At 66.0% G+C, this 19,183-nt stretch carries 12 protein-coding genes; 5 read left to right on the forward strand and 7 right to left on the reverse strand.

Translation table 11 applies throughout. The annotated features are described in order from the left end of the window. The first annotated feature begins 79 nt into the window (after positions 1–79). From J5M67_RS17630 to J5M67_RS17640, 3 genes are all read left to right on the forward strand, one after another. Positions 80–8,608 carry an Ig-like domain-containing protein gene (locus tag J5M67_RS17630; protein ID WP_207886630.1) on the forward strand — a complete coding sequence of 2,843 codons (8,529 nt, stop codon included), beginning with the start codon at positions 80–82 and terminating at the stop codon, positions 8,606–8,608. 63 nt (positions 8,609–8,671) lie between these two features. Beyond that, positions 8,672–10,159, forward strand: a complete 1,488-nt coding sequence (locus J5M67_RS17635; RefSeq protein ID WP_207886631.1) for a TolC family protein — start codon at positions 8,672–8,674, stop codon at positions 10,157–10,159. Between the two features lie 117 nt (positions 10,160–10,276). After that, a complete protein-coding gene (locus J5M67_RS17640) occupies positions 10,277–11,296 on the forward strand; it encodes a GlxA family transcriptional regulator (RefSeq protein ID WP_207886632.1) in 1,020 nt (339 codons plus the stop codon). A 54-nt stretch (positions 11,297–11,350) separates the two neighbouring features. Here the strand turns inward: J5M67_RS17640 and J5M67_RS17645 are convergent, their stop codons facing one another. From J5M67_RS17645 to J5M67_RS17655, 3 genes are read right to left on the reverse strand one after another with little or no spacing between them, the layout of a single operon-like run. Next, entirely contained in the window at positions 11,351–12,652 is a 1,302-nt protein-coding gene (locus J5M67_RS17645) for an MFS transporter (protein ID WP_207886633.1), read from the reverse strand. A 42-nt stretch (positions 12,653–12,694) separates the two neighbouring features. Continuing rightward, a complete protein-coding gene (locus J5M67_RS17650) occupies positions 12,695–13,639 on the reverse strand; it encodes an NAD(P)-dependent oxidoreductase (protein ID WP_207886634.1) in 945 nt (314 codons plus the stop codon). A 60-nt stretch (positions 13,640–13,699) separates the two neighbouring features. Then, complete coding sequence (locus J5M67_RS17655) at positions 13,700–14,047, reverse strand: RidA family protein (protein WP_243434728.1); 348 nt, start codon at positions 14,045–14,047, stop codon at positions 13,700–13,702. A 386-nt stretch (positions 14,048–14,433) separates the two neighbouring features. On the opposite strand from J5M67_RS17655, the gene J5M67_RS17660 reads away from it, so the two are divergent. Together J5M67_RS17660 and J5M67_RS17665 are read left to right on the forward strand one after the other, a co-directional pair. Then, on the forward strand, positions 14,434–15,798 hold the full coding sequence (locus tag J5M67_RS17660; protein ID WP_243434733.1) for an FAD-binding oxidoreductase: 1,365 nt from the start codon (positions 14,434–14,436) through the stop codon (positions 15,796–15,798). A 10-nt stretch (positions 15,799–15,808) separates the two neighbouring features. Beyond that, entirely contained in the window at positions 15,809–16,153 is a 345-nt protein-coding gene (locus J5M67_RS17665) for a cupin domain-containing protein (protein WP_207886636.1), read from the forward strand. A gap of 330 nt (positions 16,154–16,483) precedes the next feature. Here J5M67_RS17665 and J5M67_RS17670 read toward each other — a convergent pair whose 3' ends face one another. The 4 genes from J5M67_RS17670 to J5M67_RS17685 all read right to left on the reverse strand — a co-directional run bounded on the left by J5M67_RS17670 (position 16,484) and on the right by J5M67_RS17685 (position 19,105). Continuing rightward, positions 16,484–17,059: a DinB family protein gene (locus J5M67_RS17670; protein WP_207886637.1), complete on the reverse strand. Its 576-nt coding sequence runs from the start codon at positions 17,057–17,059 to the stop codon at positions 16,484–16,486. A gap of 59 nt (positions 17,060–17,118) precedes the next feature. Next, complete coding sequence (locus J5M67_RS17675) at positions 17,119–17,946, reverse strand: PhzF family phenazine biosynthesis protein (protein ID WP_207886638.1); 828 nt, start codon at positions 17,944–17,946, stop codon at positions 17,119–17,121. An 81-nt stretch (positions 17,947–18,027) separates the two neighbouring features. Continuing rightward, complete coding sequence (locus tag J5M67_RS17680; RefSeq protein WP_368735939.1) at positions 18,028–18,657, reverse strand: LysE family translocator; 630 nt, start codon at positions 18,655–18,657, stop codon at positions 18,028–18,030. 43 nt (positions 18,658–18,700) lie between these two features. Continuing rightward, complete coding sequence (locus J5M67_RS17685; protein WP_207886639.1) at positions 18,701–19,105, reverse strand: VOC family protein; 405 nt, start codon at positions 19,103–19,105, stop codon at positions 18,701–18,703. Positions 19,106–19,183: the final 78 nt, after the last annotated feature.

Below are 19,183 nucleotides of genomic sequence, written 5' to 3' on the forward strand. Positions count from 1 at the left end.
GAAACCGGAGTCGTAACGATTGGGAGGGGAAAGACGAGACGCGTCTTTCCCCTTCTTGAATGGAAGCAGGAGGTGTCCCATGTGGTGGAAGAAGACTGCCCGCGAGCAAGTGGTCGGCCAGCCGGTTCGCTCGGCGCTTGCCCTGGCGCTCGAAGCCCGGATGATGTTCGACGGCGCAGTCGCTGCTACCGCGGTGGGAGCGGCGGATGCCGCAGCAGCTGCCGATGCGGCGGGGGCAAAGGGCAACCCGGCGGACGCGCAGCAGCATGACAGCACGACCGATCACCCGGCCGCGGCGCCGACGGGCACTACCGACCAGCGCCACGAAGTGGTTTTCGTCGACAGTAACGTCCGTGATTACCAGCAGCTCGTCAGCGGTCTGAAGCCCGGCACCGAGGTGGTGGTTCTGGATGCGAACAAGGACGGCCTGAAGCAGATGGCGGATTACCTGAGCGGCCGCCATGGCGTCGACGCCATCCATGTCCTCAGCCACGGCGAGGTGGGCAAGATCCAGCTGGGCAACGACTGGCTGGAGGGCGGGGACCTTCCCGCGCGCAGCGAGCTGCTCAGTGCCATTGGCCAGTCGCTGACCAGGGACGGCGACATCCTGCTGTACGGCTGCAAGGTGGGAGCCGGTGGGGAAGGACAGTCATTCCTCGACCAGCTCGCCGCGGCCACCGGGGCCGATGTTGAGGCATCCAGCGACCTGACCGGCGCCGCCTCGCAGGGCGGGAACTGGGTGCTGGAGAGTCACCGCGGGCCGATCGAAACAGCCACCATGAGCCTTACCGGCTACGAACACCTGCTCTCCGCTCCGGCGGATGAGAACTATGACGACAATTCGCTCGGGGCCACCTTCAGCGGTTCCACATTCATCCTGGACGGCATCAAGTACACCATCACTGGCGGAGGCGCTGGCTACTCCAGTTTGATCAACAATGACAGCTTTGGATCGCCCCTGGGCAATGACGGCAACGATCATTACATGGTGTTCGATTCCAACGGTATTGGAGGTGTCAGCAGCATCAAGATCGAGGCTGCCGATGGCAGTGCTTTTCGCCTGCTGGGGTTGTCCATCGATGGGGTCGCGGATACGAACATCTCCATCACGCCCAATGGAGGCACTGCGGTCAGCTATGCCAGCAATGGCTTGTTCGTCACTCACGAGAACATCAATCTTTCAGCCAACAGTCAATTCCAGAACATCACCAGCTTCACGATTTCCGGCGGGACTCTGCTTCTCAATCTGGACGACCTGAATTTCGATACGGCCGTAGTTGTCCCGACCCTCACGTCGGCCACCGTCACCGACACCAGCCTCAAGGCGGGTGAAACCTCACTGGTGACCTTCACGTTCAATACGGCCGTGAGCGGTTTCACCACCGGCGATCTCACCGTCGACAACGGCTTCGTCAGCGGACTGTCCAGCAGCGACGGCGGCATCACCTGGACGGGAATGCTCACCCCCAACAGTAGCGTCACCGACACCACCAACCTGATCACGGTGAACCTCGCCGGGGTTACCTCCGTCAGCACCGGCACCCCGGGTTCGGGCACGGCGAGCTCCAACAATTACGCCATCGACAACGTGTCCCCGACCGTTACCTCGGTCACCTCGTCCACGGCCAACGGCATGTACAAGGCCGGTGACGTGATCTCGATCCAGGTGAACTTCAGCGAGGCGGTGAACGTCACCGGCACCCCGCAACTGACCCTGGAAACCGGCGCCACCGACCGCATCGCCAACTACGTCAGCGGTTCGGGCAGCACTACCCTGACCTTCAACTACACCGTCCAGGCCGGGGACCGCAGCGCCGACCTCGATTACGTCAGCACCAGCGCCCTTGCCATGAATGGCGGCATCCTGCGCGATGGCTTCGGCAATGACTCCAACCTGACCCTGGCGGCACCGGGTGCCGCAGGTTCCCTGGGCGCCAACAAAGACATCGTGATCAACTCGGCGCCCGTCATCGCCAACCTCGGCGGCGACAGCGTCACCTTCACCCAGGGCAGTGGGTCCATCCTGCTCGATAGCGGCAGCGATGCCACGGTCACCGATATCGACTCGCCTGACTTCAACGGCGGCAACCTCCGCGCGTCTTTCGCCGCCAATGGCGTGTCGGCCGAAGATGTACTGGGCGTTCGCAACCAGGGGACAGGTGCAGGGCAAATCGGCGTCTCCGGCACGGACGTCACCTTCGGCGGCGCGATCATCGGCAGCCTGTCCGGCGGCAGCGCCGGCAGTGACCTGGTGATCAGCTTCAACGCCAATGCCACGGCAGCGGCGGTGCAGGCGCTGGTTCACAACCTCACCTACGACAACAGCAATGCCAGCAATGGCATCGGCCAATTGGCCCGCACCGTCCGGGTCAGCGTGAACGATGGCGATGGCGCCACTTCCAGCAATGCCGACCTCACGGTTGCGGTCGTCGAAACCGTACCGCCCACGGCGACCCTCGGTGTGGCCGATACGGCCTTGGCAGTCGGCGAGACCACGACCGTCACCGTCACCTTCAGCGAGGCGGTGACCGGGCTGGACCTCGGCGACTTCACGGTAAGCAACGGCACCCTGAGCAACCTGAGCACGCTGGATAACATCACCTGGACCGCGACCCTGACGCCGACCGCCAACCTCCAGGCCGGCAGCAACCATATCTCGCTGGACAACACGGGCTACAGCGACCAGACCGGCAATGCGGGCGTCGGCACCACCGACTCGAACAACTACGCCATCGACACCCTGCGCCCCACCGCGACCATCGTAGTGGCCGACCCGACCCTGGCGGCCGGCGAGACCACCACCGTCACCATCACCTTCAGCGAAGCCGTGACGGGGCTGGGCCTGAATGACCTCACGGCGACAGGCGGCACCCTGAGCAACCTGAGCACGGCAGACAACCTCGTCTGGACCGCCACCCTGACCCCGGCCACCGGCATCGAGGGCAGCGGCAACTTCATCATCCTGGACAACACCGGCGTGGCCGATCTGGCCGGCAATGCCGGCGCCGGTACCACCAACTCCGGCAGTTATGCCATCGACACCTTGCGCCCCACGGCAACCATCGTGGTGGCCGATACCGCCCTCGCGGTGGGCGAAACCAGCCTCGTCACCATCACCCTCAGCGAGGCCATCAGCGGGCTTACCACCGCCGACTTCACGGTGGCCAACGGGGTGCTGAGCAATCTCAGCTCCAGCAATGGAGGCATCACCTGGACGGCCACCCTGACGCCGACCGCGGGCCTCTTCAGCGCTGCCAATATGATCACCCTGGACAATACCGGGTTGGCTGATGGCGCCGGCAATGCCGGCACCGGCACCACGAACTCCAACAGCTTCCTGATCGACACCGAGGCGCCGGTGAATGGCGTGCCGGGCAGCCAGACCACCAATACCGTCACGCCGCTGGTGTTCAGCAGCGCCAACGGCAATGCCATCACCGTCAGCGATGGCGGCAGCCTGAGCGTGCTGGTGTCCGTATCGGGTGGCTCGCTCAATGCCAATACGGGTGGCACGGCGACCATCGTCGGAAACGGCTCCGGCTCCGTCACCATCAGCGGTACGGTGGCCCAAGTGAACGCCGCGCTGGAGGGCCTGACCTACCAGGCGGATGGGGGCGGCGTGCGAACCCTCAGCATCCAGTCCACCGACTCGGCGGGCAACATCGATACCGATACGGTCGCGCTGACGGTCAACAACTCCACCCTGCTGGTCACCTCCAACCTCGACAGTGGCGCCGACCAGACCGCCGGCGCCAGCTTTGCCGCCGACCAGGCCGACGGCAATGGCCTGAGCCTGCGCGAGGCGCTGTTCTGGGCGCGCAGCGGCGACCGCATCACCTTTGACCTGGACCCAGTGCTGGCGGGCAACCAAGGCGGCACCATCACTCTCAATGGCACCCAGCTCGACATCCATTACAGCAACCTGAAGATCGACGGCGACCTCAACGACGACGGCGTCGCCGACGTGACCATTTCCGCCAACCATGGCAGCCGCGTGATGGCGGTGGGGTCGAGCCTCAGCGGGGTCGAGATCACTGGGCTGACCTTGACCCAGGGCACCACTGGCGCCGGTGGCGGCGGCTTGTACGTCAATACCGGCAGCAACGTTACCCTGCGCGATTCGGTGATCAGCAACAACACCGATACAGGTGGCGGCGGTGGCGGCCTGTACGCCACCGCTTCCACTGTGACCGTGATCAACTCGACCATCAGCGGCAATACCAGCAACACCTTCGGCGGCGGCATCCGGGTGGTATCGGCCGGCGGCGGGCTCAACCTGATCAACAGCACGGTGACCGGCAACACCACCACCGGCACAGGTGCCCATGGTGGTGGCCTGCAATTCGGCGGCACCAATCCCCTGGTCATCATCAACAGCACCTTCAGCGGCAACGCCGCACTGGGCGCCAGTTCGTTCGGCGGCGGTATCCGCATCACCAGCGGTACTTCCTTCCTCTACAACGTCACGGTGGTCGGCAACGCCGCCACCAGTAGCGGTGGCGGCATCAACGCCAATGGCACCGACACGTTCGTCAATACTGTGGTAGCCGGAAACACCTCCGGTGCCGGCGCCACCGCGGCGGTGGGGGGCTCGCCGCTGGCCACCGGCGGTAGCGCCGATGATGTGGGCGGCAGCGTGGAGGTCGCCACCAACAGCTACTTCGGCTCCAACGTCAGTATCACCATCAACAACGGCAGCCTGAACAACCAGGGCACCGCCAGCCTGCTGCTGGGCAACCTGGTCAACAACGGCGGCACGCTGCTCACCCACAAGCCCCTGGCGGGTAGTGCGCTGCTGCACGCCGGCAGCAGTGCCGCGCTGCCGGCCGACACCTTTGACCTGGATGGCGACGGCAATACCAGCGAGGCCCTGCCGATCGATTCGATCGGCAACGCGCGGGCAGCAGGGAGTTCCGTCGACATCGGTGCGGTACAGGCTAACGCGGCCCCGGTGCTGAGCAACCTGAACGGTGGCGGCAGTTACACCGAAGGCGGCGTGGCCATCGTGATCGATAGCGATGTCAGCGTTGCCGATGCGGACCTCGACGCGCTCAACGGCGGCGCCGGCGATTACAGCGGGGCATCGCTGGTGGTGGTGCGCCAGGCGGGCGCCGATGCCAGCGATCTGTTCGGCTTCCTCGCCGGCAACGGCATCACCCGCGTGGGCAATGCCCTGGTGAAGAACGGCCAGGCGATCGCCAGCTTCGATACCAGCGTCGCCGGCCAACTGACCCTGACCTTCACCAACGCAAACGGCCAGACGCCGACCGGCGCCGATGTGAACCACATCCTGCAGCAGCTGACCTACGCCAACGCCTCCCACGACCCGGCCGCCAGCGTCACCCTGGACTGGACCTTCGCTGACGAGCAGGGCGCCGCCACCCAGGGCAGCAGCCTGCTCAGCCTGGTGGCGGTCAACGATGCGCCCGTGGTGAGCGCCAATGGAGGCAACGCCACCTTCACCGAGAACGGCAGCGCCGTGGATCTGTTCGGCGGTGTCAGCATCAACACCGTGGAAGCCGGCCAGAGCATCATCGGGCTGACCTTCACGGTCAGTGGCCTGAGCGACGGCGCCAGCGAGATCCTGCGCATCGACGGTACCGATATCGCCCTGGTGCACGGCGCCAGCGGACTGACCGCGGGCTCCGGCATCGCCTACAGCGTCAGCCTCGTCGGCGGTACCGCCAGCGTCACCCTGAGCCATGCCGCCCTGAGCGTCGCCAGCGCGCAGGGCGTCATCGATGCGATGAGCTACCGCAACGCCAGCGACGCGCCCGGCATCGGTAACCGCACGATTACCCTGGTCGGCGTTCGCGATAACGGTGGTACGGCGAATGGCGGGGTGGACAGTACCAGCGTCGGCATCGCCGCGACCGTCTCCGTCGTCGCGGTCAACGATGCGCCCAGCATCAGCGCGCCCGGCAGCATCGCGGTCATCGAGGATACGCCGCAGCCACTGAGCGGCATTTCCTTCGCCGACGTGGATGCCGACAGCGGCAGTGTCAGCGTGCACTTCAACGTTGCCAGCGGCACCTTGAGTGCCGGCAGCGGTGCAGGCGTAAGCGTGTCCGGCTCGGGCACCGGCAGCCTGACGCTGGTGGGCAGCATCGTCGACATCAACGCCTTCATCGCCGCCAATGGCCTGAGCTTCACCGGTGCGGCCAATGCCAATGGTACTGTCACGCTCGGCATCAGCATTGACGACGGCGGCAATTCCGGCAGCGGCGGGGCGTTGACCGACAGCACCAGCGTGACGCTTGCGCTGAGCGCGGTGAATGATGCGCCGGTGAACAGCGTGCCGGGCTCGCAGAGCCTGGACCAGGACGGTAGCCTGGTGTTCAGCGCCGGCAACGGCAACCTCATCAGCATCAGCGACGTGGATACCGGCGGCGGCACCCTGCAGGTGACCCTCACCGCCACCCACGGTGTGCTGACCCTGGGCAGTCTCACGGGCCTGAGCTTCAGCACCGGCGACGGCAGTGCGGACGCCACCCTGGTCTTCAGCGGCAGCCTGGCCGACATCAACAATGCCCTGAACGGCCTGACCTTCAGCCCCGCCGGCGGTTACAACGGCCCGGCCAGCGTGCAGGTCAGCACCAGCGACCTGGGCAACAGCGGTAGCGGCGGCGCCCTGCTGGATACCGACACCATCGCCATCAGCGTCGACCCGATCAACCCCGTGGTCACCCATATCGGCGTCAGCAACCCCAACGGCAGCTACCACCCGGGCGAGGTCATCACCGTCACCGTCACCTTCGATCAGACGGTGATCGTCGACACTGGCAGTGGCGTCCCCACGCTGCTGCTGGAAACCGGGCTGATCGATCGCGGGGCGGTCTACCTGTCCGGCTCCGGCAGCAATACGCTGACCTTCCTCTACACTGTGCAGGCCGGCGACCTCAGTACGGACCTGAACCACCAGTCCAGCGGCGCGCTGGCGCTCAACGGCGGCAGCATCCGCAATGCCGGCAATCGCGACGCCATCCTGACCCTGCCGGCCACAGGCGGCACGGACTCCATTGCCGCGCAGCACGACATCGTCATCGATGGCGTGGCGCCGACCGTCACCAGCGTCGCGGTGCCGGCGAACGGAACCTATGTGGCGGGGCAGAGCCTCGACTTCACCGTCAACCTCAGCGAGGCGACGACAGTCGACACCACCCTGGGCACCCCGCGCATCGCCATCACCCTGGACGACGGTGGCACGGTCTTCGCGCAGTACCTCAGCGGCTCCGGCAGCAATGCGCTGGTGTTCCGCCTGGTGGTTTCCAGTGGGCAACTGGACACCAATGGCATCAGCGTCGGCAGCAGTATCCAGGCCAACGGCGGGACATTGCGCGATGCGGTGGGCAACGACGCCAACACCACGCTGAACAACGTCGCCAGCACCACGGGTGTGAGGGTGGATGCGCTGGGGCCGGTGGTGGACAGCGTGACGGTACCGGCGGGCCTGTCCTATAACGCCGGCGACGTGTTGACGTTCGTGGTCAATGCCAGCGAGGCGGTTCAGGTCGACACTGCCGGCGGCACCCCGCGCCTGAGCCTGGATATCGGCGGCGCCACGGTATTCGCCAACTATGTGGCGGGCTCGGGCACCTCGACCCTGGTATTCCAATACAGCATCCAGCCGGGAGAGAACGACAGCGATGGCATCCAGGTGACCGGCCTGTCGGCCAACGGCGGGCGCCTGAGCGATGCCGCCGGCAACGCCATGAACCTGGGCCTGAACCAGGTTGGCGACAGCCATGCCGTGCTGGTCGATACCCGCGCACCCGAGGTCACCAGCGTGGTGCGCCTCGACCCGTCGCCCACCGGCGCGCAGTCGGTGAACTTCCTGGTGAGCTTCGACGAGAACGTGAGCGGCGTGGACAGCGCCGATTTCTCGGTGATCACCAGCAACTCGGCCAAGGGCAGCGTGCAGGCGGTAACCCAGGTCGACGCAAGAACCTGGCGCGTCACCGTTGGCGGCATCAGCGGCCAGGGCAACCTGGGGCTGTCGGTGAACGTCGGCGGGATCAGCGATATCGCCGGCAACCCATTGGCGCAAGGCTTCAGCGGTGACAGCTATACCATCGGCTCGATTTCCGATGGCGACCCGCAGTACCGCGTGACCACGCCCAGCGCACCGCCGTTGCCGTCGCCGACACCCTTGCAGCCGAACGTGCCGGCGTTCGTCGCACCGCCGAGCCTCTCGCCGGTGCTGCCGCCCTCGCTGTTCGAGCCGCCGAGCCTGGGTGGCCTGCCGCCGCTGGGCAACATCTTCACCCGCAACGGCGCGCCCACGCAGAGCTTCCTGTCCCAGGTATTTGGCGATGCAAGCTACGGCGATGGCAGCGCGCGGGGCTTCCTCGGCTTTGGTGGCGGTGATGCCGGAGTGTTCGGCAGCAGTACGCTGTCGGGCCTGTTCAACCGCGATGGCTTCGACGACAGCACGCCGTTGAAGGTGTTCGAGCGTCGCAGCGGAGACATCAACCAGGGCCTGCACGGCGTATTCGGCGCACCAACCCTGGCGCAGCAACTACAGCAGATCCACGAATCAGAACAACAACCGGTGCGCGACCTGGCCTGGGCGCTGGGGCAGATTGCCCAGGACCGCGAAGCATCCTGACCAGCGATGCCGAAGATGTCGCACACAAAGCAGCAAGAATCCGTAACGAGGGGACGGACAGGGATGAACAAGCAGATAACCTTACTCGGCGTCAGCCTGCTGGCGCTCGCCGTCAGCGGCTGCGCAGTGACGACGCAGCCGATCGAGCGCAGCGTCAGCGAGCAGCGCGCCCGCGATGACCTGAAGGCGATGTTCAAGGACCAGGAGCCCCTCAGCGGCCCGCTGACCCTGCACGACGCCATGGCCCGTGCGGTGAAGTACAACCTGGAGTCGCGGCTGAAGGTCATGGAGGAAGCGCTGTCACGTCGCCAGCTCGACCTTGCCACCTTCGACATGCTGCCGCGCATGGCGCTGGAGGCTGGCTACGTCGGCCGCAACAACGTGAGTGCGTCGAGCAGCCAGAGCGTGCTGACCAACACCCAGTCCCTGGAACCGTCCACCTCGCAGGACCGCGACCGCGACGTTGCCGACCTGACCATGGTGTGGAACGTGCTCGACTTCGGCGTCAGCTACGTCAGCGCCAAGCAACAGGCCGATCAGCGCCTGATCGTGCAGGAGCGCCGGCGCAAGGTGGTGCAGACCATCATTCAGGACGTGCGCTCGGCCTACTGGCGTGCCATCGCCGCGCAACGCCTGCTGGGGCAGATCGACAGCCTGATGGCGCGCGTCGACAGCGCCCGCAAGGACAGCCAGCAGATGAGCCAGCAGCGCATCGGCGACCCGGTGCAGGCTCTGAGCTACCAGCGCGCGCTGATCGAAGCCAGCCGGCAGCTGGAGGAGCAGCGCCGCGCGTTGTCCCTGGCGAAGACGGAGCTGGCGACCCTGATCAACCTGCCGCTGGGTACCGATCTGACCCTGGCGGTGCCCGAGGGCTACGACGTCCCCGAGCTCAAGGCCGACTTCGACTCGCTCGAACAGCAGGCCCTGGCCAGCCGTCCGGAGCTGCGCGAGCAGGACTACCAGGCGCGCATCAGTGCCGCCGAAACCAAGAAAGCCATGCTGCGCATGCTGCCGGGCCTGGAGTTCTCCGCGGGCGGACATTACGACAGCAACTCCTTCCTGGTGAACGATCGCTGGGCCGACTATGGCGTGAAGGTCACCTGGAACCTGTTCAACGTGCTCTCCGCGCCGGCGGCAATCGACGCGGCCAAGGCGGGCGAAGACGTCAATGCGGCGCGGCGCCAGGCCATGTCCATGGCGGTGCTGGCGCAGCTGTATGTGGCCAACGCCAACTACAGCGAGGCGCGGCGCCAGTTCCTCACCACTCAGGAGTTGGCCAGCCTCGACAACCAGATCGTCGGCCAGCTGCGCAATCGCCAGCAGGCCCAGGGGATCGGCGAACTCGAACTGATCCAGGGCGAACTCAATGCCCTGCAGGCCGACCTGCGTCGTGACCTGGCCTACGCCGAATTGCGCAACAGCTATGGGCAGATCTTCGCCTCTGCCGGTATCGATCCGCTGCCCAGCGGCATGCCTGATACAAAGCTCAAGACCCTGGCCAACGGCCTGGCCGAGCGCGAGCGTCAGCTCGATGGTGGCCAGCTGAAGTAACCGGCGGCGAGAACCGGGGCGGGCGAGGGCACGGTATTTCCCTCCCGCCCCTTGTTGTTCTGCTGTGCGGCTTGGGACTAGGATGGCTCCCCGATCCACCCACCGACTCGACCCCCGATGAACCCAGTTCCCCCCGTGCCCGATGAGGAGTCGCTCGAGCACGTGCTCAAGCCTGACCTGCGGGTCGCCATCGTCCTCATCGACCAGTTCACCCTGACGCCGGTGGCGGGCTTCGTCGACGCGCTGCGCTTCGCCGCCGACCGTTCCTTCGACAGCCGGCAGATTCTCTGCCAGTGGGAGTGGCTGAGCGTGACGGGCGAGCCGGTCAGCGCGAGCTGCGGCCTGCCGATAGCGCCGACCCGGCGCCTGGACCTGGAGGCGGAGTACGACTACGTGGTGCTGGCCGGCGGGCTGTTGTCCGGGGTGATGAACCCGGCGCCCGAACTGCTCGACTACATTCGCCGCCTGCACGCGCGCAAGGTGCCGCTGGTGGCGCTGTGCGCTTCCTACTTCACCCTGGGCCTGGCCGGCATTCTCAAGGGCCGTCGCTGCGCGGTGCATTTCACCGTGCAGGATCGATTCGCCGCGATGTTCCCCGAGACCCAGGCAGTGGTCGACAAGAGCTACATCGAGGACAGTGGCGTGTTCACCTGTCCCGGCGGTTCCGCCTTCGAGCTGGCGGCCGAGATCATCGGCCGTCACTGCGGCAAGCGCCGCGCGCAGAAGAGCCTGGAGTACCTGCTGGTGGCCGATGAGGATGTCCGGCGCGGCACCGACAACAGCGTGGCGCATGTCTATCAGGACCCGCTGGTGCACCGGGCGCTCGACTATATGCGCGCGCATCTCGACAGCCACTGCACGATCCGTGAACTGGCCCGGCAACTGGGCAGCAACGAGCGGCAGTTGAACCGTGCCTTCCTGGCCAACGCCGGCCAGCCGCCGGCGCAGTTCTGGCGCAAGCTGCGCTTGCAGGAGGCGCGCAAGCTGCTCAGCGACACCAGCCTGCACGTGACGCAGATCGCCTATGCCACGGGCTTCTCCGATGCCTCGCACTTCATCCAGCAGTTCCGCAAGAGTTATGGCGAGACGCCGCACCTGTTCCGCAAGCTGCGGCATGACGCCGAACGCCTGCAGTGAAAACGCCAACGGCCCGCCAGCGCACTGCACTGGCGGGCCGTTGGCGCTGGCGGTTCAGCCGACGTAACGCGGGTTGGTTTCCGGCGCCCAGCGCTGGCAGACCACCGCGCCGATGACCAGTGCCGTGACGCAGATGCCGATCGCCGCCGAGGCGCCGAAGCGTTCCATCACCACCGGCAGGATGAAGGTGCAGGACGCCGCGCCGATGCGGCTGGCGGCCACCGAGATGCCGACGCCCGAAGCGCGCAGTTCGGTGGGGAACAGCTCCGAGGTGTAGGCGAATTCGAGCACCCCGGAGGCCGCCATGACGAAGGCGAACACCGCGAACACGCCCACCACGTACAGCCCCGGCATGCCGCTCCAGGTGGCCAGGACGAACAGCGCGACGGCGTTGATGCTGAAGGTGCCGATGAGGAAGGCCCTGCGGGTGAGCAGGTTGATCAGCAGCAGGCCGACCACCGACCCGGCCAGCAGGAAGATGTTGTAGACCAGCCCGCCGGTGTAGCTGTCTTCGATCTTCAGGGCGTCGAGAATCCTCGGGATGAAGGTGCTCATGGCGAAGTAGGGGATCACCTGGCAGGTGTAGAAGACCATGCCGACCAGGGTGCGGCGGCGATGCTCGGGGCTGAACAGCTGGCCCCAGGAAGCCTTGGCCTTGCCCTGTTCCTCTGCCGGCAGGTCAGCGCCACCCAGGCGCTCGATGACGCGCCGGGCTTCGCCGTGGCGGCCCTGCTTCATCAGCCATAGCGGCGACTCCGGCGTGCCCTGGCGTACCAGCAGCACCAGCAGGGACGGTACCGCGCTGCTGGCGAGAATCCAGCGCCAGGCGTCATCGCCCCAGGACTGCATCAGGTAGCCGACGATGTAGGAGAGGGTGAAGCCGAGTGTCCAGGACACCGCCATCAAGGCCAGCAGCGGGCCACGGAAGCGCCGGGGCACCAGCTCCGCCACCAGCGAGACGCCGACCACGAAGTCCGAGCCCAGGGCGAAGCCGAGCAGCAGACGCAGGATCAGCAGCTGCTGGGCGTCCTGGACGAAGAACTGGGCGATGGAGGCGCCGAAGAACAGTGCCATGTTCCAGCGGTAGATGTGCTTGCGCCCGTAGCGGTCGGCCAGCGGGCCGGTCAGCAGGCTGCCGAGGAACAGGCCGATCAGGGCCGCTCCGCCGAGCAGGCCGAGCCACAAGGCATCCAGCCCCAGCGGGGTGGTCGCCAGGCTGATGGCGATGCCGATAATGCCCAGCACGTAACCATCGCAGAATTGGCCACCGACGCCACCGACCGCGGCCTGGATGTGCAGCGGACGGATGGGGGAGTGCAGGGTGGCGGGGGAATTCGATAGATCGACGCTTTGCATGGCTTACCTCTTGTTGTTCTTGTCTGGGTAAGAAAAGGGGGATCAGGCTTGCCGGGCGACGAATGCCGCGACGTTCTCTAGGGCGGAATCCATCAGGCCTTGCATGGCTTCGGCGCTGCTCCAGGCAACGTGGGGGTTGAGGATCAGGTTGTGGGTCGCGGCCAGGTGCAGCAGCGGTTCATCGAGGGTGAGCGGCTCGTGGGTGACGACGTCGAGCGCGGCGCCGGCGATCTCGCCGTCCTGCAGCGCCCGGATCAGGTCCGGCTCGTTGATCACCGCACCCCGTGCGGTGTTGACCAGCACAGCATCCTGCTTCATCCACTCGAACTGCTGGCGGCCCAGCAGGCCTCGGGTCTGCGGAGTCAGCGGGCAGTTGAGCGAGACGACGTCGCTGCGGCCGAGCAACGCCTGCAGGGGCAGGTAGCGTTCGCCCTGGTAGTGACCGTCGCGGTCGTGGAAGTACACCTCCATCTCCAGGCGCGAGGCGAGGTCGGCCAGGCGCTGGGCGATGGGGCCGTGGCCGATGATGCCCAGCACCTTGCCGCGCAGGTCGCGGATGGGATAGTCGAAGTAGGTGGGGTTCAGCGGCTGGCCGCGCTGGCGCTCGTCCATCAGCAGGCGGTGGTAGCGGCCAACGTTGCGCAGCAGCTCGAAGATCATCGCCAGCGCGTGCTCGGCCACCGCGTGGGTGCCGTAGCCAGGGACGTTGGTGACATGGATGCCGCGCTGGCGGCAGTACTCCAGATCCACTGCGTCGGTGCCGGTCATGGCCAGGGAGATCATGCGCAGTTCGGGCAGTTGCTCCAGCTGCGCCACCGGGATCGGCACGCCGCCGGTGATGGCCACGGTGGCGGTGGACAGGCGCGCCACCATCTCCTCGGGCGCGGTGTAGTCGTGGCAACTCCAGCGATGCGGGAAGGGCAGTTCCCTGATCTTCACGCTCGCGGGGAACGCGTCACGGTCGAGGAAAACGACGTCGTGCAGCACAGGCACCTCCAGGTGTGGTTGTTCTTCTAATAGGGGCAGAGCGGTTAAGGGAACGTGCGGTCAGGCCACGGCGCTGGCCTGGATTTCCAGGCGGTAGCGGCTGTCGGCCAGGGCCGCGCCGACGCAGGCGCGCGCCGGCGGCTGCTGCGGGTCCACCCAGGCGTCGTAGACGCTGTTCATGGCGTCGAACTCGGCCATGTCGGCCAGCCAGATCTGCACGCGGATCAGGCGGCTCTTGTCGACGCCGGCCAGGTCCAGGAGGGCTTCCAGTTGCTCCAGCACATCGCGGGTCTGTTCGGCGATGCCCAGGTCCGGATCACGGGCGACGATGCCCGAGGTTTCGATGCATTCGTTGAAACGCACGCACTGGCTGTAGCGGGCATTCCTGCCTTTGCGCTGTATGTCCAAGGCGACCCCTCCTGTCTTGTTGTCATGGCCGACCGATTCGGCGTGGGACAGATTGTTCGGGGCCTGGCGAGCGGCGAGCTAGGAAGAAAAGGACGATAAATAGGAGAAATCTGCGCTGTTAAAAAATAACTTCAAAATTTTCTAAAAGTAAAAAATATCGTTGTTTTTTAGATTGCCTGTGGCTAGCCTTCGGAGCATTCGTCAGGCCGGCGAGGGTTCTCGGCGCCCTGCGAATCCACCAGGGAGAGCTGGACTGATTTCGCCTGGGCGGCACTGCTGCGACTGCCGGAATGCGTATCGCCCGGCGAGCGCCACCGATCACTCCAACCGCTATGAGACCTGCCATGAAATTTCCCGCCGTGCCGCCGCTGAAACGCAGTTTCTGGATGCTCAGTGCCGAGCCCGACCTGCAACTGCCGTCCCCGCTCGCGGGCAACCGTCGGGCCGATGTCGCGATCATCGGCGGAGGGTTCGTCGGCCTCTGGACGGCCCTGACGATCAAGGAGCACGAGCCCGATTGCCGGGTCATCGTGCTGGAGCGGGATATCTGCGGCGGTGGCGCATCGGGGCGCAATGGCGGGTTCGTGATGTCCTGGTGGCCGAAGATCCAGTCGCTCACCTCGTTCTGTTCCACCGAGCAGGCGACCTTCCTCGCCACCAGTGCGGAGCGCGCGATCGGGGAACTGGGGGAGTTCTGCGAGCGCCATCGCATCGATGCGTCCTTCCGGCAGAAGGGCTGGCTCTGGACGGCGACCTGCAAGGCCCACGTCGACAGCTGGAACGCTACATTGGCGGCCTGCGAGCGCCTGGGCTTCCATCCCTTCGAGCGGCTGTCCCGCGAGGAAGTGGCGCGGCGCTCGGGGTCGGACGTGCATATCGCCGGCGTGCTGGAGCGCAGCAACGCCACCGTGCAACCGGCCGCCCTGGTCCGGGGCATGCGCCGCGTGGCGCTGGAGGCGGGCATCGAAATCTTCGAGAACACCGCGGTCAGCGAGATCCAGCCGGGGCGCCCGGTCACTCTCGTGACCGCTGGCGGGCGGATCGAGGCGGCCAATGTCGTCCTGGCCACCAATGCCTGGTCCGCCGCCATCCCGGAGCTTTCGAAGCTGTTCGTGCCGGTGGGCAGCTCCATCGTGGTCACCCAGCCGCTCGGCCCGCGCCTGGAGAGCCTGGGGTGGAGCGGGGCGGAAGCCATTACCGACTCGCAGCTGCTGGTCGACTACTACCGCACCACGCCCGACGAGCGCATCGCGTTCGGCAAGGGCACCGGCTCGCTGAGCTACGGATCGAAGATGGGGCCCGTATTCAGCGAAGACCGCGAGGGCATCGCCCTGACCGAGGCCGACCTGCGCCGCGCCTACCCGATGCTCAACGACGCGCTGGTCACCCATTCCTGGTCCGGTCCGATCGATCGCACCTACGACAGCCTGCCGGTGTTCGGCCAGATCGCCGGCAGCGACAACATTCACTACGGCATCGGCTGGAGCGGCAACGGCGTGGGTCCGAGCCGCCTGGGTGGGCGCATTCTGGCCAGCCTTGCGCTGGGCCGGAAGGACGCGTGGAGCGGTTGCGCCCTGGTCGGACGTCGCTGCAAGCCGTTCCCGCCCGAGCCGGTGCGCTACCTCGGTGGCTCGATGGTGCGCAAGGCCGTGATCCGCAAGGAACGCGCCGAACTCAATGGCAAGCCGGCGAATCAGTTCGACGTACTGATGGCCCGGTTCGCTCCCGCTGGACTCGAAGACAAAGCCTGAGGAAACCTCCATGACACCCGTACTGTTCCGCCTCGACAACGCCCAGTTCACCGCGCCTGCGCCGGCCGGCATCCCGATCGGCGAGCCAATCCCCATGGCCAGCACCGCCGCGCACCAGGAGCTCGCCTCGCAGAATGCTTCCAGCGGCTTCTGGGAATGCTCACCCGGCCGCCTGCGCCGGGCGATCATGGAGGCCGAGTACAGCTACTTCATCGAAGGCCGTGGCGTGTTCACCCCGGACGGTGGCGAGCCGATCGCCTTCAAGGCCGGGGACTCGATCTACTTCGCCGCGAATACCCATGGCGAGTGGGAGATCGTCGAGAAGGTGCGCAAGGCGTATCTGATTCTGGGATGAGTACGAGGCGCGGCTTCAGCGCGAAATGGGACTTCCCGCGATGGACATCGTGCCGTGCGGTTCGCGAGCAAGCTCGCTCCTACAGGTGGGCCCGAGCGCCGGTGCTCCTTTGTAGGAGCGAGCTTGCTCGCGAACCCGATACAGCGCCGGCCTACGGAAGGATCGGAGCGGCCGGGAGCGTAGGGCGTACAACCGTTCGCGGTTGTACGCCGATACACCTCGTTCGTCAGCCGTGCCGTAGTAGACCCGGAGCGCCCTGAAATCATGACCAATCGGCGTATAACGCGGAGCGTTATACGCCCTACGCGGGCTCGCCAATGCGGCAAAGGTTCAGCGGCCCTTGCGATAGTGATCCCGGATGAAGACGGGCAGATCGTTCGAGGGCGGCGTAACGGGAACCTGGTACAGCATGTCGCCGACGAAGCCGCGGTGATAGGTGGCGTGGTTGACCAGGTGCAGCACGATTTCTTCCTGTGTCATGGCGCCCTGGCCCCCTCCGACGAACTCGAAATGCACGACCCTGGACAGTTCCTCGGCCGACCAGCTGTCGACGAGATCGATGTACCAGCGGTCCATCGACTGAACCGCATTCCAGAGCTCGCCCAGCGGCGAGGGATGTTCGGTGTTGCGGGCGGTGTAGTGGTGCTTCCTGCCTTGCAGGTGATGCCGGAAGATATCGTCCACCACGTAAACGTGGTTCAGGGTATGCACCATGTTTCCGAAGCGTGTCTGTCTTGGGCGAAGTGCTTCGCCATCGGGCAGGCTCATCACGCTGTCGAACGTCAGCCCGTTCGCCCAGGCCTTGTAGCGCACCAGCATTTTCAAGGTGTCCGTGGCGGATGCGGGCGAGGCAGCGGGGCGGGCGGAGTCAGCGGATTCAGCTGGGCTTTGCGGAGCGGAAGGCATGCGTGCGAGTCCTTGCTTGAGCGTTGATGAAGTTCTTCAAGATGTGGCATGACTGCCCCTTACGGGAGCCCCTGAAGTCGCCCCGTCACCTGTGTGTAGGTCTTGCCGCCGATCCAGAATTGGCCGGCGCTGTCGCGAGCCACATGGATGCGCCCATTGCGACCGAGCCGGGTGCCTTGGGCGGCGATATAGGCATCCCTGGCCACGCCGGTGGAGGACAGCCACTGCGCCAGGGAGGCATTGAGGCTTCCCGTGACGGGGTCTTCGACGATGGTGCCCAGGTGATTGTTGAAGAAGGCGCGAACCTCGAAAGCGGCATCGCCCTGGGAATGCGGCCCCACTACGCCAATGTCGATTCTGCCTGACCAGTGCCGCTGCGGATCGAGGGAGAGCACTTTCTCCGCCGACGCCAGGCGGATTCCCAGCCAGCCGGGACCGTTGTCGACCCAGGCGGCGTCGAGGACTTCGTGTGGCTCGATGCGCAGGAATCGGATCGCTTCGGTCAACTCTTCGGGCGACGGCGGGCCGGAGCGAATCAGCGCTGGCGCGCCAAAGGACAGCAGGCCCTGATCACGGCGAATGGTCACCAGCCCGACGCCGCACTCCTGGACGATTTCCGTCTCTTTCATCGGCGCCCGCCCGCTGGAAAGCCAGGCATGGCAACTGCCCAATGTCGGGTGTCCGGCAAAGGGCATTTCTCTGTCCAGGGAGAATATCCTGACCCTGTAGTCTGCCGCCGGGTGCGTGGGCGATAGCAGGAAGGTGGTCTCCGACAGGTTGAACCAGCGCGTCAGGCGCAGCATCTCCTCGGTCGTGAGCGCATCGGCGCCCATGACGACCGCCAGCGGGTTGCCGGACAGCGGTTCCGCGCCGAAAACGTCGATCATCTGAAACTCATGGGTCACAGCACCTCTCCTTGCGTGGGTGATGGCGTAGATCGTGAGGGGGCTAACTGGGCCTCCGCCGCATCAGTCCGGCGATAGCAGAAGCTTCATTCCGGCGACGGCGAACAGCGCCGAGAAGAGCCCCTGAAGCCAGCGGCCGAGCCTGGCGTAGAAGGCAATCATCCGGGCGGTGGAAAAGAGGACGGCGTAGCCGCCGAATATCAGGACCCCGAGCACAGCGCAGCCGCCGATGATCGCTGGCAGGGTGCCGCTGGGGGCGTCCGCCTGGAGCCCCAGCGACATGATCGACATCCACGACATGATCGCCTTGGGGTTGCCGATGTGCATGAGGACGCCCTGGCGGTACAGGGGCAGATAGCGCGGCGGCGTTCGTGCCGCGCCGACACCGGTGAAGTCCGGGATCGGCTGCAGGGCGGACGTGCCGGCGCGCATCGCCAGGTAGAGCAGGTAGAGGCCGCCAAGCACCTTGATGAGCACGAGCGCCTCGGCGTAGGCCGCCAGCAGGGTGGAAATGCCGGTTGCGGCGAGGACCGCCCAGCAGAGCGAACCGGTCATGACCCCGCAGGCAAGGATGAGGGCGGGGATGCGCCCGTCCCGCATGGCCGTTCCCATGATTGCCATGTTGCTGGGGCCCGGACTGGCGGCGGCCAGGAAGTAGGAGCCGAAGGCGAGGACGATCGGGTTGCCGATCACTGGTGCATCCTCCGGATCGCCTGCGGTGCTTCCGCTGACCCATTCATGCCGGGAGGTCTCCGCGATAGACGATGTGAACCTTGTTGCCGTCGGGATCGCGCAGGTACGCGCCGAAATAGCCCGCACCATAGTGAGGGCGCGGTCCTGGCTCACCCTCGTCTGTCCCGCCATTCGCAAGCCCCCCGGCGTAGGCGGCTGCCACGATCTCTTTGGAGCTGGCCAGAAAGGCCACCATGCTGCCGTTGCCCACCGTCGAGGGTTCGCCATTGCGCGGGATGTAGACATAGAAACGCGGCAGCGGGGCCGTCGCCGTCACCCAGCAGAGCGCCGGCGGTCCGCCATCGGGCGTGATGGCGCGGCGCTTCAGGCCGAGCGGTGCGAGGGTGGCGTCGTAGAAGCGGCCGGCCCGCTCGAGGTCCCGCGCGCCAACGGTCACATGGCTGAACATCTGGCTCTCCGTTGCCCCCGTCATCGCAGCGAGGCTGTTGGTGAAACGGTGAATGTCGCAGACCACCCTAATGCACGT

It is taken from the genome of Pseudomonas sp. 30_B (assembly GCF_017491605.1).
Classification (GTDB): Bacteria; Pseudomonadota; Gammaproteobacteria; order Pseudomonadales; family Pseudomonadaceae; genus Pseudomonas.

Excerpts from the sequence above, each read along its gene's own strand:
- J5M67_RS17630 (WP_207886630.1), top strand. The coding sequence starts at position 80 with ATGTGGTGGAAGAAGACTGCCCGCGAGCAAGTGGTCGGCCAGCCGGTT.
- J5M67_RS17635 (WP_207886631.1), top strand. The coding sequence starts at position 8,672 with ATGAACAAGCAGATAACCTTACTCGGCGTCAGCCTGCTGGCGCTCGCC.
- J5M67_RS17640 (WP_207886632.1), top strand. The coding sequence starts at position 10,277 with ATGAACCCAGTTCCCCCCGTGCCCGATGAGGAGTCGCTCGAGCACGTG.
- J5M67_RS17645 (WP_207886633.1), bottom strand. The coding sequence starts at position 12,652 with ATGCAAAGCGTCGATCTATCGAATTCCCCCGCCACCCTGCACTCCCCC.
- J5M67_RS17660 (WP_243434733.1), top strand. The coding sequence starts at position 14,434 with ATGCTCAGTGCCGAGCCCGACCTGCAACTGCCGTCCCCGCTCGCGGGC.
- J5M67_RS17665 (WP_207886636.1), top strand. The coding sequence starts at position 15,809 with ATGACACCCGTACTGTTCCGCCTCGACAACGCCCAGTTCACCGCGCCT.
- J5M67_RS17670 (WP_207886637.1), bottom strand. The coding sequence starts at position 17,059 with ATGCCTTCCGCTCCGCAAAGCCCAGCTGAATCCGCTGACTCCGCCCGC.
- J5M67_RS17675 (WP_207886638.1), bottom strand. The coding sequence starts at position 17,946 with ATGATCGACGTTTTCGGCGCGGAACCGCTGTCCGGCAACCCGCTGGCG.
- J5M67_RS17685 (WP_207886639.1), bottom strand. The coding sequence starts at position 19,105 with ATGTTCAGCCATGTGACCGTTGGCGCGCGGGACCTCGAGCGGGCCGGC.